This window comes from Bradyrhizobium sp. CB1015, assembly GCF_025200925.1.
Classification (GTDB): domain Bacteria; phylum Pseudomonadota; class Alphaproteobacteria; order Rhizobiales; family Xanthobacteraceae; genus Bradyrhizobium.
Map to the genome: position 1 here is coordinate 1476854 of NZ_CP104174.1, position 15180 is coordinate 1492033.

Annotated in this window: 7 protein-coding genes and 8 pseudogenes; 10 read left to right on the forward strand and 5 right to left on the reverse strand. The window is 61.9% G+C overall.

Annotation, left to right across the window (positions count from 1 at the left end):
- The first annotated feature begins 346 nt into the window (after window positions 1-346).
- Window positions 347-1429, forward strand: a complete 1083-nt coding sequence (locus N2604_RS06685) for a hypothetical protein (protein WP_124163950.1) — start codon at window positions 347-349, stop codon at window positions 1427-1429.
- Between the two features lie 66 nt (window positions 1430-1495).
- Entirely contained in the window at window positions 1496-1795 is a 300-nt protein-coding gene (locus N2604_RS06690) for a hypothetical protein (RefSeq protein ID WP_124163951.1), read from the forward strand.
- 642 nt (window positions 1796-2437) lie between these two features.
- On the opposite strand, the pseudogene N2604_RS39575 reads toward N2604_RS06690, so the two are convergent.
- A pseudogene (locus N2604_RS39575) lies at window positions 2438-2614 on the reverse strand (IS3 family transposase); the annotation flags it as partial.
- A 357-nt stretch (window positions 2615-2971) separates the two neighbouring features.
- Between N2604_RS39575 and N2604_RS06700 the strand changes: the two are divergent.
- Together N2604_RS06700 and N2604_RS06705 are read left to right on the forward strand one after the other, a co-directional pair.
- Window positions 2972-3265 carry a hypothetical protein gene (locus N2604_RS06700; RefSeq protein WP_260374208.1) on the forward strand — a complete coding sequence of 98 codons (294 nt, stop codon included), beginning with the start codon at window positions 2972-2974 and terminating at the stop codon, window positions 3263-3265.
- Window positions 3255-5324 (forward strand): recombinase family protein, encoded by a 2070-nt coding sequence (locus N2604_RS06705; RefSeq protein ID WP_158672256.1) that lies wholly within the window; start codon window positions 3255-3257, stop codon window positions 5322-5324. The genes N2604_RS06700 and N2604_RS06705 overlap by 11 nt, the downstream gene beginning before the upstream one ends.
- Before the next feature lie 8 nt (window positions 5325-5332).
- On the opposite strand, the pseudogene N2604_RS06710 reads toward N2604_RS06705, so the two are convergent.
- The 3 pseudogenes from N2604_RS06710 to N2604_RS06720 form a co-directional block, all read right to left on the reverse strand.
- Window positions 5333-5853: pseudogene (locus N2604_RS06710) on the reverse strand (integrase core domain-containing protein); the annotation flags it as partial.
- A gap of 492 nt (window positions 5854-6345) precedes the next feature.
- Window positions 6346-6826 (reverse strand): annotated as a pseudogene (locus tag N2604_RS06715) (transposase); the annotation flags it as partial.
- A 52-nt stretch (window positions 6827-6878) separates the two neighbouring features.
- Window positions 6879-7599, reverse strand: a pseudogene (locus tag N2604_RS06720) (transposase); the annotation flags it as partial.
- Window positions 7600-7651: 52 nt separating this feature from the next.
- Here N2604_RS06720 and N2604_RS06725 point away from each other — a divergent pair.
- Window positions 7652-7849 (forward strand): annotated as a pseudogene (locus N2604_RS06725) (transposase); the annotation flags it as partial.
- 358 nt (window positions 7850-8207) lie between these two features.
- Window positions 8208-9512, forward strand: a pseudogene (tnpC, locus tag N2604_RS06730) (IS66 family transposase); the annotation flags it as partial.
- A 13-nt stretch (window positions 9513-9525) separates the two neighbouring features.
- Here the strand turns inward: tnpC and N2604_RS06735 are convergent.
- Window positions 9526-10064, reverse strand: a pseudogene (locus N2604_RS06735) (transposase); the annotation flags it as partial.
- A gap of 229 nt (window positions 10065-10293) precedes the next feature.
- Between N2604_RS06735 and N2604_RS06740 the strand changes: the two are divergent.
- The 4 genes and pseudogenes from N2604_RS06740 (at window position 10294) to N2604_RS06755 (ending at window position 14628) form a co-directional block, all read left to right on the forward strand.
- The gene (locus N2604_RS06740; protein ID WP_225115007.1) at window positions 10294-10644 is read left to right on the forward strand and encodes an N-acetyltransferase; all 351 of its coding nucleotides are present in this window, start codon (window positions 10294-10296) and stop codon (window positions 10642-10644) included.
- Window positions 10645-10900: 256 nt separating this feature from the next.
- Window positions 10901-11233 (forward strand): annotated as a pseudogene (locus N2604_RS06745) (transposase); the annotation flags it as partial.
- Between the two features lie 588 nt (window positions 11234-11821).
- Window positions 11822-13564 (forward strand): ribonucleoside-diphosphate reductase subunit alpha, encoded by a 1743-nt coding sequence (locus N2604_RS06750; protein WP_245334299.1) that lies wholly within the window; start codon window positions 11822-11824, stop codon window positions 13562-13564.
- Complete coding sequence (locus tag N2604_RS06755) at window positions 13555-14628, forward strand: ribonucleotide-diphosphate reductase subunit beta (RefSeq protein ID WP_199752515.1); 1074 nt, start codon at window positions 13555-13557, stop codon at window positions 14626-14628. Before N2604_RS06750 ends, N2604_RS06755 begins: the two co-directional genes overlap by 10 nt.
- Window positions 14629-15180 lie beyond the last annotated feature (552 nt).

Genomic DNA, 15180 nt, shown 5'->3' on the forward strand with positions numbered 1-15180 from the left:
CATCGGCTTGAGCGCCAGGCGTGGCAACTGAGGGCAATGTCGATGCGCCTCGTAGTTGGCACAGGATGAAGCCAGTTCGTCCTGCACGTTGTACTCTGACGCTTGCGGCTGGAGCGGCCAAACATGTTCGACGCGCGCCTATTGTGTGTTCCGGATCCTGAGCGCTGATGGTAACGGAGGGCTCGAAGTTCAAGAATTAGCTTGACGAAAGAAGCGAGCAGATACCGATGCGTTCCCTTTGCAGAAAAGAACCAGCCGCGCTGAAGTCGTCGAATCTGGCGACTTCCTCCGGACCGAGCAGAGATATTAGTTGTTGGGGCACTTTCTCCCTGCCGAAATCCGCGGAATGGAGTTCTTCGCCGTGGACCACGATACCATCCGCGCCGAGCTGATGTACTTGGAGTCCCTTGGCTCCCGAATCTCGGGCTCAAAGAGCCACGATCAACTTGCAGAGCATGTTAAACAGCAGTGGGCCGATTTCGGTATGCGAGTTCACGAGGACGTCTTGCGTTTCGATCGCTGGAGCATGGCTGCAGAAAACCCCGACGGTCTGCGTCTTAAGATCGACGGGCGCGATATAGCGATCTCTTCGGTCTTTCCCTACTCCGGGACCACCGGCCCCCTAGGGACCGAGAAGCAGTTGTACAGATTGCGCGGTCCAATACCGCGATGGACCAAAGCGCGCGGCGGAATTGCGGTCGTCGAGGTCCGAAATCGGGAGTTCCCGTTTGATGCGGCGGTCAAGACTTGGGATCGGGCGCGTGCATGGGGCAAGACCACTATGCCGCTGCTTCCTGCCACGTTCGCCGGCCTCGGTCTGGCGCGTGCTAGACGAGCTGGCGTTGAGGCGGTGATCTTCGCCTGGCGTGGCATAAGCATTTTCAACGCCAAAGGACAGTACTTACCGTTCACGTTGCCCTACCAGAACATTCCAGCGGTCTTCGTGGCTGGAGACGACGCCGACTTGGTGCTGGACGCCGCCTCACGGGCCATGCGGGCGACGCTCGTCGTCGACGCCGTGATCGAGCGAGACAGCACTATGCGAACAATATGGGCGGCCGTGGAAGGTAACAGCGCAGCCCACGAAACTGTGCTCGTGGTAAGCCACAGTGACGGTACAAACATTGTCGAGGAGAACGGCCACGTCGGTTTGGTCGAACTCGCGCGCCAGACTGTCGCTCGACCGTTGGCACGCACAGCCGTCTTCGTGTTAACCGCTGGACACCTCCGAATCCCGGCGGTCACCGATCATGGCCAAGCCACTTCGCGCTGGTTGCGGGACCACCCGCAGTGGTGGGCCGGTGGTCCGGGAAATCGCCACGCAGTGGCAGGTCTGGTGATCGAGCACCTCGGTGCTCGGGAATACCGTGACGATCCTCTCAAAAATACCTATGGCCCGACAGGCAACCCCGAACCCGAACTGCTCTAGGCCTCCAATCCGCAGCTGACGGCGCTTATCGAATCAGAGTGGCGTACAACCGGACAAGCGCCGAGAGTGTCAGCCCCAAACGCACTCATTCAGTTCGGCGAAGGCCAGCCGCTCTACCTAAAGGGCATCCCAAACATCGCGCTCGTCACCGTGCCGCAGTACCTACTTAGTATTGAACCGGGCGACTACGTCGACGTCGCTCTTCTGGACAGACAAGTCGGCAGCTTCGCGCGACTGCTGCGACGAATTGACGCCATGCCCAGCAACGAAATCGGAACCGTCGAGACAATTACTCCACTCGCGAAGGCGGCTGCCGCGCTGCGCGCGATTGGCATTCTCGCTTGCAGCTCATCGGACTGGCGGTAATCCGGTTGCACCAACCTCCAAAAACGTACGGAGACAGTAGTCAGCTCGAGGGTCCAGGTCAAAGCGAACCGGCAAGAGCGCCTTTTCGCGTCCGCTTCTGGCTCGAATCTGAAGACCACTTTCCACCCTCTAAGACTTTGCGTCGATGCGGTGCGGTCCGCCGGACGTCATTCAGACAGCAGAACGTGGCCTCGCCGCCAGCGCTCGCGGTAAGACCGCCGGCCATGCCCGTCCCGCGCAGCGGGAGCCGGGCATCACCCAGGTGATGGCCATGCTCCAAAGGATCGGCACCGAGCAGCCGCGGCGGAGCCCACGGGGTCCTAACTCAGAGCGGAGTATCGAGCACACTTTTATGAGGTTTATGAGGTAGCCTGCGGGAAGTTCTGCAAAAGCTGAGCGGCTGAAGCGGTCATGGCAAGTCCGGTGGTTGCGAAGATCACCGCTCGTAGAGGAGCTTGGACCCGCCATGACCGTGACGACGATTAAGACGGATGTCTCTGCAGTCAAAGAGTTGTTGAGGTCGGACAAGGAGTTCCTGAAGCCGCTGATCCGCAGGAAGACCCTCGAAGCCGAGATGACGGAGACGCTGGGTGCGGAGAACGGAGACCAGCGAGGGAAGGCTTGTGACCTTGCCCCCAAGTTTTATCCAATCCTGAGTTCGCTCCGGCTGTTGGATTTGCCCGGTTGGGTGGTGGCAGCGACGGGAGCTGGCGGCGGAGCTTTCGGCATAGCGCAGCGCCAGATTCCGGCGCGGGTGACAGCTGAAGGCGAACTCGGAGGGCGTTTTCCATCCTGCGAGTGTGGTCGCGCATCGTTGTACAACAAGACTCAAGAACGCCCACAAAACCGTTTTTCGCGAGGTTCTTTATCGATTTCATCCCTGGTTTGGTCGCCGAGTTTGCGTTCATGGAACGGTCGGGAAGGCTGATGATGTCACTTTCCGCTGCTCTCTGGATGGATCGCAAGCGGATCGATGGTTGGAGGTTCCAGCATGGATGTTCGATCGGGCAGCATGCCCTGACGCCGAGCTTTTGGCAGCTCAGCCGTTTGTCAGCATCGATGCACTTGCGGCGCTCTCTGCGCTTCTCGATCTGGCGTTGAAGGGTCGAACGTCATCAGCTGCCCTGCTTTCTGGCGCATCCAGAGTCTCTCACGACCAGAATCGGGGAGCGACTCATGTCACGCCAGACGGCAATGCCAGGGAGCGGATACCGACACAATCGACAACCGCGGCCGCAGCCGCAGCCGCAGCCGCAGCCGCAGCCGCAGCCGCAGCCGCAGCCGCAGCCGCAGCCGCAGATGGATCTGTTCGGGAGTGGCCTGTCAAACGGCGCCATCGGCGCGCCCGCATGGCTGGAGTTGCCGGCGGAAGCCCGGGCGGCCCTCACGAGCCTGATGACGCAGTTGATCCTCGACCATGCTGCGAGGACAGCAACGCTGCCCGCGAAGGAGGTCGATCATGATCTCTGACAAGGTCAGGCCTCATCATCTGGAGCGCAAGGCGATTCTTTACGTGCGTCAATCCTCGGCCCATCAGGTGTTGCACAATCGCGAGAGCAGCGCGCTGCAATACGCCATGCGGGACCGGCTGACGGCTCTCGGGTGGTCAGAGGTTGAAGTGATCGATGATGATCTCGGTCGTTCAGCCGCCGGCGGCATACAACGCGCTGGTTTTGAGCGGATGGTAGCGGAGGTTTGCCTTGGCAAGGTTGGTGCGGTTTGCGCCCGCGAGGTCTCGCGCTTCGCCCGCAACAGCCGGGATTGGCAGCAACTCATCGAGATGTGCCGCGTGGTCGACACCGTTCTGGTCGATCAAGAGACCATCTATGCGCCAAGACACGGCAACGACCGCCTGCTGCTCGGGCTCAAGGGCAGCCTCAACGAGTACGAGCTGGATCTGTTGCGCCAGCGCTCGCTCTCGGCACGCTACGAGAAGGCGCGCCGGGGCGAGTTGGTTGTGACAGCGCCCGTCGGCTTCGTGAAGGCCGGCGATCGTTATGAGAAAGACCCGGATCGGCGTGTCCAGGAGGCGATCAAGCTGGTGTTCGACAAGGTCGAGGAACTGGGAAGCGCGCGTCAGGCGCTCTGCTGGCTCCACGAGTACAATCTCGATCTTCCGGTGAAGCAGACCAACGGCGACACGGCCTGGCGGCGACCAAACTACTCTGCCATCCACCGGATCATTGAGAACCCGGTCTACGGCGGCGCCTATGCCTATGGTAAGACAGCTGTGGCGGCGGGATATGGCACCGCGGGCGTGCGCGTGAAGATCCGCCGCAAGGCGCGGAACGAATGGCTGACGCTGAAGCCCAACACTCACGAAGGGTATGTGAGCTGGGAGAAGTTCGAGGCGATTCGCACCATGGTCAGCAGCAATGTTCCCACCAGTCGGCATCACGGCGCGCCCAAGCATGGTGACGCGTTGCTGGCCGGTCTGATCCGCTGCAAGCGCTGCGGTCGTAAGCTCACACTCCGCTACTCCGGCATGGAAAACCATATCCCGCGCTACAGCTGCAGCCGTGCCTGGATGGATAATGGCGGGGCCCACTGCATCGCCTTCGGCGGACTGCGCGTCGATGACGCCATCGAGGAATCGCTGCTTGGAGTCGTCGGTCCGGGCGCTGTCGCCGCCGCAACCGCTGCCGCCAAGGGAGCCAGGGAGCGGCGCGATCAGGTACGCGATGCTCTCAGTCGCGACCTCGAAGCGGCGCGCTATGCCGCCGACAGGGCTTTCCGGCAATACGATGCCGCTGATCCCGCGAACCGGCTGGTGGCCAGTGAGCTGGAAGCGCGCTGGAACAGGGCGCTCGCTCACGCGGCGGAGGTTGAGGCCAAGATCGCCATGCATGATGTGGCGACGCCCGCACCCCTTGCTGATCCAGCTTCGTTCGGCGTTCTGGCCTCGAACCTCAAAACGGTCTGGGATGCGCGGACGACGGATGCTCGTCTTAAGAAGCGCATTGTGCGCACCCTCATCCATGAGGTCGTGGCCGATATCGACGACGCGGCCTCGGAGATCGTTCTCATCGTTCATTGGGTGGGGGGCGCCCACAGCGAGTTGCGCTTGCCGAAGCGCCGGCGCGGACAGCGCAACAGCACCTCGGCCGATATCGTCCAGGCCGTGCGTCAACTGGTGCTGATCGCCAGCGACGATCTGATTGCCGGCCTCCTCAATCGCAACGGCCTCAAGACCGGCAACGGCAATCGCTGGACCCGCGAGCGCGTCACATCAATGCGCTCGAACTACCACATCCCGGTGTTCAAGCCTGCCGAGGACGGGATCGAGCCATGGCTCAACCTTGGCAACGCCGCAAAGCTCCTGAAGATCGCGCCCAAGACGCTCCGGCTGGCCGCTGAAGCCGGCGAGATCGAATCCATCCATCCTCTTCCGGATGGTCCTTGGATCTTCGCCCGCACCTCGCTGATAACAACTGCTGCTCGATCTATCGCCGAACGAGCGCGACAGAACCCAAAATACCCCGCGGGATCGCATCCCGCTCAACAAAATCTCTTCTCTTCAATCACATAGCCAGATGGGTGTTCTGATGCGCAGTTGTAATCGGCCCGCCAGCATCCGCGTGCGACGCGAGCCTGGGCCAGCGACGTGAACAGCGTCTCGTTCAGTTGATCCCGCAGCGGGCCGTTGAAGCTCTCGATAAAGGCATTCTGCATGGGCTTGCCCGGCCCAATGTAGTGCCATGCGACGCGCCTCTGATCCGCCCCGGTCAGGATGGCGGTGCTGGTCAGTTCGGTGCCGGTGTCGCTGACCACCGTCTTGGGCTTGCCGCGCTCGATCACCAGCCGGTCCAGTTCCCGCGCCACGCGGATGCCGGAGAGCGAGGTATCGGCAGGCACTCGCGGGTGCAGTCATCCACGACGGTGAGGATACGGAAGCGGCGGCCGCAGGTCAGCTGACCCGACACGAAATCGAGCGACCGGCGGTCGTTCGGCGCCATCGGCACCGTCATTGGCGCCCGGGTCCCGATCGCCCGTTTGCGGCCGCCACGCCGCCGCACCGCCAGCCTCTCTTCCAGGTAGAGCCGGAACAGCTTCTTGTGGCGCCGCTGGGTTTCCTGCCAGCCGATCTTGTCCCGCACGAGGGCGTTGAAGACCCGGCGCCGTTCTGCGGATCGAAGTCCGGGAGTTCCGGGAGGGTGCCGCCCTCGGTTCTGGCCCTCCGGCTTGTCGATCTGGGTCTCGGTGTTGTCGTCGTCCTTGCGAACGGTGGCGCCGTCCTGCCCGACGCCACGGCTGCGGCGTGACCCTGTACTTAGGCATGGCCCCCAGGATCGTATCCACCGAAGGGCTCGGGCACTCACGCAGACATTCGACCGGGACATAGGGTTCGAGGACACCATCAGGTCCGTCAAGATGGGCCTACTCTCGGCCCACAGGAAGCAGAGGCTGGCTGCGATGATCCACATGAACATCAGTGGTAACCTGTCGGGTGGAACACGAGGGCGTAGTCCAGCCCATCGTTGAAGCGATAGGCCCGGCTGGGCTTATTCATTGAGTGGTCTCTCCTTTGGTTGGTGGCGCTCTTGCCCCAGTTGACCCTCCCGCTTGAGCAGCACATGCAGGCGTCGATAGCCGAAGCGGCGGCGCTCCTGGGCGATTGCCCGCATGCGCTGGCGAGGGCCGGCTTCGTCCGCCCGAGTCGTTTGGTATCTCATGGTCATGCGGCAGCAGCCGATGGCTTTACACGCCCGCCGTTCGCTCATCCCGTGGGCGCCTCGGTGACAGCTTTCCGCGTGGCCGCGGGCGTCACCATTTCTTTCCCACGAGGTCCTTCAAGGCCGCGTTGTCCAGCATGGCATCGGCGAAAAGGCGCTTCAGCCGTGTGTTCTCGTCCTCCAGGGTCTTCAGCCGCTTGGCCTCCGACACCTCCATTCCACCGAACTTCGCCTTCCATTTGTAGATGCTGGCGTCGCTGACGCCATGCTTGCGGCACAGATCGGCGACCGACACGCCGGCCTCATGCTCCTTCAAAATCCCGATGATCTGCTCTTCCGAAAAGCGGCTGCGCTTCATGCTCTGGTCCTTGTTGTGAGCCAGAACGAACTTCAAACTGGATTAAGCCCGGCAAGGTCTCCCCTTCGTTCGTTTGTCCAGTCGTGACTGCGACGTCCAGAATAACGCCGACCTTGTTATCGACGGCAGCGTGCTGCTTGTAAGCGGACTCCAGCCGCCGGTTTCGGGCATTGGTGGCCCATTGTCGCATCCAGATCGGTGGTGCAGATCTTCTTTTGCCGCTTTGCCGGCCCTTCCTCTCAGCCTCGCTTTCATCTTCGCTTTGATTCTCACTCAGCACATCCACCACATGCCTGCTCGGTGAGGCTGTCCCAACTCACGTTGGCGCGGATCAGCGACGCATCGATATGAACCACTTCGGCTTTGCGATCTTGGCCTTCAGACAGGCCTCGACAGTCCGTTTAAAGATCCTACGGAATCGCTCTTATTCCCAGCGCTGGCGGATGCGCGTCAGGCTGGAATGGTGCGGTAGCTACTCGTGCAGGCCATAACCAGCAAACCAGCGAATCGCGATGTTGACCTAAGCCTCCCGCATCAGCCTGCGATCGTGTACATGCCGGTGAGCAGAACCGCCAGCATCAGGCGTACCGCGCCTTCCGGATCCATGCCTGGCCGACCTTCGTTCGCGCAATAGCAGACGGAGACCTCTTTCTTAGCCAAGATAGGTCGAGCACACGATCGACCCGCGGCAGCACGTGCTCATCTGGGACGAGCTGTTTGAGCGAGCCAGTGATGAAGAGCTCCAACCGATCCCGCTCCTTGCGCCCCAGCATCTCGTTTGCTCCGCCGATCGCGAATCGCCGACGAAAACGGAATCAGCCAATTGCAGCTTTCCGACGACCCCGCGTGCACTTCATACGCAACGCGCTGGCGCATGCCGGCAAGAGCGGACGACGCGTCGCCTCCACGTTCATCGCCACTGCCTGCGCCCAGGACGATGCCGAGGCGGCGCGGGCGCAGTGGCGGCGCGTCGCCGACCAGCTCCGCCCCAAGCTGCCGAAGCTCGCCACCTTCCTCGACGAGTGGCCGATGCCGCCGAACGTGGTGACCACACGCCCTCAGCTACACCACGCCAGGGGAGTACGTCATGCCAAGCTGATGATTGCTTGTGGGTGCAAGTCCCATCCGGCCAAAGCCGAAGCAGGCAAGCCGGGACCGAGTCTTGCGGGCGTCGCGGCAACGCGGGGTTCGAAGTGTAGACAGGAGCCATGCGGGGTGCGGGAATGAGCCTCGAAAGGTGGATGTGCGCGGAGACCTGTGTTCCCTAGTCACGAAGGCAGCATGAGCATCGTCGTTATGCGAGACGATGCCGCTCCGTCGGGGTCGATGGCCGCATCACGCATGGAAGGCAATCATCGGAACATGAGAGGCCCGACCAGCTCCGGAAGGCCGGGCGGAGCGCGCACGCAAGCGCCGCAACAATCGCGGAGCGCTAGCGGCGCATCTGCCGCGGATCGAGGTCGTCGTCGACATCAACGACAAGACCTGTCCGTGCTGCAGGGGCGACCTGCACCAGATCGGCGAGGACAGGAGCGAGCGGCTGGACATGGTGCCGGCCCAGTTCCGCGTTGTCGTCACCCGGCGTCCCAAATACGCCAGTCGCGCTTGCGAGGATGGCGTCCTGCAGGCCGAGGCTCCGGCCCGGCTGATCGAGGGCGGACCGCCGACGGAGGCAACCGTCGCCCAGGTTCTGGTGTCCAAATATGCCGATCATCTGCCGCTCTACCGGCAGGCCCAGATCTATGCCCGACAGGGCATCGCTCTCGATCGATCGACACTGGCGGACTGGGTGGGGCATGCCGCCTTCCATCTGCGCCCGCTGCATGAGCGCCTTCTCACGGTGCTTCGCGCGAGGTCCAAGCTGTTCGCCGACGAGACGACGGTGCCGGTGCTCGATCCCGGTCGAGGGCGCACCAAGACCGGCCAGCTCTGGGCCCATGCCGCCGACGACAGGCCCTGGCGCGGCCCCGATCCGCCCGGCATCGCCTATGTCTATGCACCCGACCGCAAGGCCGAGCGGCTGTTCAGCCATCTTGCCGGCTTCAAGGGCGTCGTGCAGGTCGATGGCTACAACGCCTACCCAAAGCTTGCCGAACGTGGCGAGGTCGAGCTCGCCTTCTGCTGGGTGCACATGCGGCGCAACTTCTACGAACTCGCGAGAGCCGGCCCCGCGCCGATCGCAAGCGAGGCGCTGAAGCACATTGCAGCATTCTATGCGATCGAGAAGGAGATCCGCGGTCGCAGCGCGGAGGAACGTCGCCTCGTGCGGCAGCAGAAGAGCCGACCACTGGCCGATGCCTTCGAGGTATGGCTGCGCGCTAAGCTGGCTCTCATCAGCCAGAAGATCAAGCTCGCCGAGGCCATCCGCTACGCCCTCTCGCGCTGGCAAGGACTGACGCGCTTCATCGATGACGGCCGCATCGAACTCGACAACAACACCGTCGAACGATCAATCCGTAGCATCAAGCTCAGTCGCAAGAACGCGCTGTTTGCCGGATCCGACGGCGGTGCCGAACACTGGGCTGTCGTCGCGTCCCTGGTCGAGACTTGCAAGCTCAACGACCACGATCCGCTCGCGTATCTCACCGACGTCCTGACCAGGATCGTCAACGGGCATCCCAACCGCGAGATCGACCAGCTACTGCCCTGCGCCTACCGCGCTCAAGCCCTCCAAGCCGTGGCCTGAGAACGACGCTTACGGAAAGGGTGACGATTTCAATCGTCCATTGGCCCAGATCAGCAATGGCATCGAGCAACTTTGGACCACGATAGACACGATCGGCGAAGATGTGACGCAGGTTGGGAACAGGCGACCAATGATCCGCAACAGCGGGACTGCAAATCCGCTTGGGCCTCCACTTTCCGTGGTCTTCACGCTTTGACTGTCGATAACTCCGGCCGTTGGAGTGGGTTTGCGTCCTTGCCGTTCGCGCATGCGCCGGACCAGAGTGTCATTGATCGCGCCCCACAAGCCAGAACCGCGCCACTTATAAAAATGGTACTGAACAGTCGAGCACGGCGGGAAATCCTTCGGCAGCGCTCGCCATTGGTAGCCGCTGGCTCCAATGTAGAGAATCGCATTCATGATCACGCGCAGACTGATCTTGCGGGGACGACCGCGTCGAGATCGCGCTGGCATCAACGGCTCGATCAATTCCCATTCCGCGTCCGTCATGTCGCTTGCATAACCAAGTCCATCGCGCCGATATTGTGCGCGGGTGATTTCAGTCCAACACATGTTGTTCTCCCTCGGGTCTTCGCAAACACGAAGGAATCACAACGAACTAAATCACTCAACTTTCTTTTTTGGTCAGGCTCTATGGCACAGCTTACGTCGCGGGAGAGATTCGTGGCGCGGCCCTGTGGCTGCATCCCAACGGGCAGCAAGATGAGGAGGCGTTGGATGCAATCATGGTCTATCCCTGCGCCCGGAGATCACGGAGGATATGGCACACTTGCGGCGGAGAATGGCCGAACATCATCCCCACGAGCCACATTGGTATCTGCCACTCATTCCCGTCGGTCCGAACTGGGTCGGAAAAGGGCTTGGTACGTTGCTGACGAAATACGCCCTTCAACGATGCGATGAGGACGGCATTGCTGCCAACCTCGAAAGCTCGAACCCTGAAAACATTCCCTTTTACCAACGTCACGGCTTCAAGGTCGTTGGTGAGATACAACACGGTTCCTCGCCGCCGCTCACGCCAATGTTGCGAACGGCTTCATTCCGACACAGCAAAGCCACGCCGCCTTATCGGCTCCGTCACCCAGATTCAAGCATAGCTCCGCCTCATCCCGTTAGGATTGATTGGCAATAACCTGACATGACCGCGTTCGGTTGAGGACGGCTTATGTTCGAGGCCAGACAACTGAGCACGTGCGGCGGCTCGCCCGGCCTGCGAAGGGGTCAAATCCACTAAGCGTGGGACATTGCCACGGGCGGCTGCATCGATTGCGGTCGCGCTCCAGACAATTTTGATCTAAGGGCCACAGAAAGCGATGAATGGCGAGACGCGTATGGCAACCGAAACCCGATCCGGCCCAACTCAATTCGCGGATCGCGAACCGATCGATGCCAACATTCAGGATGTCCATGGTGCTGCTCCCCTGTTGCAGAATTTGCGAGGCCGCGGCTTGAGCACATCTTTGCCGATCGGATCTATCGCGGCAAACAGCTCGTCAAGCACTCTCCCACTGGGGGCCGTGGACGATCGAGATCGTCGAGCGACCGCCCCGCGTCCAAGGCTTCCACTCCCGCCCAGGCGCAGGGCCGTCGAGCGCACCTTTGCACGGCTCGGCAGATGTCCGCGCCTCTGCAAAGACTTCGAAGGTTCCGCCCCCGCCGAGCTCGCTTGGCTGCTCGTCGGCCATCTCAGGCTCCTAACTCGCCGATTGGCCAGTCCTTGAGACGCTATGCTTTTTGAGTGAGGCCCTTCAGGACAGGCGCTCGGCGAATTTCGAACCTCGACCTCGGGGCTGCACCAACTCGTTAACTTTACGGTTCCGTCTTGACGAGTCCCGTAGCTGCGCATATATGTGGTGCCGTCACGGTATTCTATACCCATATATTGTAGAATGGAAGCTAGAAGGGAACCCAATGCGTCGGCAGCGGCCATTGCGATAGCGCCGGGAAGGCCGACAGCCGCAGCGACCCGCTAGCCAGGAGATCTGCCGCGACAGAACACATGTCCTCGGGCCGGGTGCCCCGGTGGATCGCTTGCTGCAGGGGACATTTGCCCGGTCTCCTCGCAAATCGTCCGCACGGTCCCGGCCCCAAATATCGCGGGGGTGCCGGTGTCGCCGTCTTACAACTTCGATCAGTATGGTCATCTCATTGAGCTGCCGAGTGTGCGGCAACCCCGGGCGCAGGCAAAGCCTACCAAGCCTGAGCCGTGTCTTGTGCGGCCCCCAGCATCGCCGGCTCCCCTGCCGAAGCCCCTGGCGCCATCGCCCACGCCGTCTGACATCACCCTCGATTGGTCGCGGGACGACCTGGTGACGTCGTTCGGTAAGTTGACGCTGACCGACCGTTATCTGCTTCCCGGCGAAGGCATCCAGGACATGTTCGCCCGAGTGTCTTGCGCCTTCGCGGACGATGTTGCGCATGCCCAACGTCTATATGATGCGATGTCTCGGCTGTGGTTCATGCCGGCCACACCGGTGCTCTCCAATGGCGGCACCACGCGCGGCCTTCCGATCTCGTGCTTCCTTAACTCAGTGCCGGACTCGCTCGAAGGCATCGTCGGCACCTGGAACGAGAACGTCTGGCTTGCTTCCAACGGCGGCGGCATCGGCACCTACTGGGGCAATGTTCGCTCGATCGGCGAGGAGGCGAGGGGCGGCGTGACCTCGGGCATCATCCCGTTCATCCACGTCATGGACGGCCTCACCCTGGCGATCAGCCAGGGCTCGTTGCGGCGCGGCTCGGCGGCGGTCTATCTCGATATCCACCATCCCGAGATCGAGGAGTTCCTCGAGATCCGCAAGGCGTCTGGCGACTTCAACCGCAAGAGCCTCAACCTGCATCACGGCATCAACGTCACCGACGAGTTCATGCGTGCCGTAGGTGCCGGCACCGCAGTCGCTCTGCGCAGCCCGAACACTAACAAGGTTGTCCGCGAGATCGATGCCCGCCAGCTGTGGCAACGCATCCTTGAGAACCGGCTGCAAACCGGCGAGCCTTATCTCTTGTTCATCGACACCGTGAACCGCGCGCTCCCCAAGCACCAGCGCGAGCTAGGCCTCAAGGTCTCGACCTCCAACCTGTGCAGCGAGATTACCCTGCCGACCGGCATCGATCATCGCGGCGAGGAGCGCACAGCGGTGTGCTGCCTGTCGTCGCTCAACCTCGAGACCTGGGACCAGTGGAATAAGGAGCCCGGCTTCATCGAGGACGTCATGTGCTTCCTAGACAACGTGCTCACCCATTTCATCACGGTGGCGCCGGACGGAATGAAGCGTGCCCGCTACGCCGCCCTGCGCGAGCGCTCCGTTGGCCTCGGCGTCATGGGCTTCCACTCGTTTCTCCAGGCCAAGGGCATTCCAATGGAGGGTGCCGTGGCCAAGTCATTCAATCTGAACATCTTCCGAAAACTTCGTCGCGATGCCGATGCGGCATCCGTGGCGCTCGCTCGCGAGCGTGGCCCGTGCCCGGATGCCCTGGAACGCGGCGTGATGGCGCGCTTCAGCCACAAGATCGCGATTGCGCCGACCGCCTCGATCAGCATCATCTGCGGCGGCACCAGCGCCTGCACCGAGCCGATTCCGGCCAACATCTACATCCACAAGACGCTATCCGGCGCCATCTCGGTGCGCAATCCGCACCTCGCCAAGGTGCTGGCCGCGAAAGGCGCCGACACCTCGGCGACCTGGCAGTCGATCATCGCGCACGAGGGGTCGGTCGCCCATCTCGACGTCCTGTCGGAGCACGAGAAAGCGATCTTTCGCACCGCCTTCGAGATCGACCAGCGCTGGATCGTCGAGCTTGCCGCCGACCGCGCCGCGTTGATTTGCCAGAGCCAGTCGATCAACCTCTATCTGCCGGCCGACGTCGATAAGTGGGACCTCCACATGCTGCACTGGACAGCGTGGAAGCGTGGGGTGAAGAGCCTCTACTACTGTCGATCAAAGTCGATCTCGCGCGCGGCGTTCGCCGGCAAGATTGCCGAGGATGCAACGCCGACGCAGCAGCGGGGGCGGCAGCGCACCGACTATGAGGAGTGCCTCGCATGTCAGTGATCGATCTGTCGCGCCTCGATCCGCGCACGTTGATCGGCAAGGGGCGCGTCGGGCTCCTTGACACGACCGGCAGCTATGACGTCGATCGCTATGCCTGGGCTTACGAGTTCTGGAAGCGCCAGCAGCAGACCCACTGGATGGGCGAGGAGGTGCCGCTCGGCACCGACCTCAGGGACTGGGCGTCGGATCGCGTCACGGCCAGCGAGCGTGCGCTGCTTACCCAGATTTTCCGCTTTTTCACTCAATCGGACATCGAAGTCGGCGACAACTATTTCAAGCGGTACATTCCGATCTTCCAGCCACTCACCGTCCAGATGATGATGGCCGCTTTCACTAACATGGAGACGGTTCATATCGATGCCTATGCCCTGCTGCTCAAGACGCTCGGTATGCCCAAGACCGAGTTCGAGGCATTCCGCGGCTATGCGCAGATGCGCGCCAAGGCGGACTACATGCATGAGTTCGGCGTCGACAGCGTGGCGGATGTCGCCCGCACCCTGGCGATGTTCGGCGCCTTCACCGAAGGCATGGCCTTGTTCGCCAGCTTCGCCATGCTGCTGAACTTCCCACGCCACAACAAGATGAACGGCATGGGACAGATCGTAAGCTGGTCAGTGCGCGACGAGAGTCTCCACTGCGAGGGCATCATCAAGCTATTTCACGAATGGCACCGCGAAACCGGCGCGGTGACGCGCTCCGTCCGCGACGACATTGTCGACGTCGCCAAGACCATGGTGAAGCTGGAGGAGAACTTCGTCGAGCTCGCCTTCGGCCTTGGCAAGATCGAGGGCATGCTGCCCGAGCATATCCACGCCTACGTCCGCTACGTCGCCGACTGGCGACTGGCCCAACTCCGGATTGCCCCGGTCTTCGGCTTCTTCGAGGCGAAGGAGGGCGGGTTCACCCAGCTCAAGGCGCATCCGCTGCCGTGGCTCGTCGAGATTCTCAATGGCGTCGAGCACGCCAATTTCTTCGAGCAGCGCGCCACGGAGTACTCCAAGGCGGCGAGCCGCGGCAGCTGGGACGGCGAAGACGGGGTGTGGGCGACTTTCGGCCGTATCTAGCCCATCTTATTCATGCTAGCGTTGGCCTTGAGCGCCTGCCGACGCGGGTGCGCGCATGTCACGCAATGCTAACGGCGCAGACGCTGTTTTCTGCACTAATCCCAATTCTCCGGTGCCACGATCGCCAAGAGACTACATGCAGCGTGCGGTATGAAGGCATGACTTCATGGGACCTGTTGGTGTTGACTTTGCAATAGAGAGCCCATTTTGAACGCGTGCCGCCCGATACCCGAAGAACAAAAGCAGCGTCACATGACTGACCGATCCGAGTGCTGGGCTACAGGAGCAAACGCTATGCCAAACCAGCCAGCTTGCCGGCCACCCTTCTCGACGTTTCGGTCCCGCGCTGCGATTCAGCGCTTTACCAAGGACCGTGTCGTACCGGCCTGGCATTTGCAGAGCAAAGAACGCCTCCGGTTTGATGTAATCGTCCGCGTTCCATATGATTGAAGCTGTCGCCGAGCGTCTTGAGGGGGCGCCGCGACAGCTTCGCCGGCGCTGGTCGGACGAGTTCACGCGCAAGTTGTGGCAGAGGCGCAGGAGCCTGGCGCG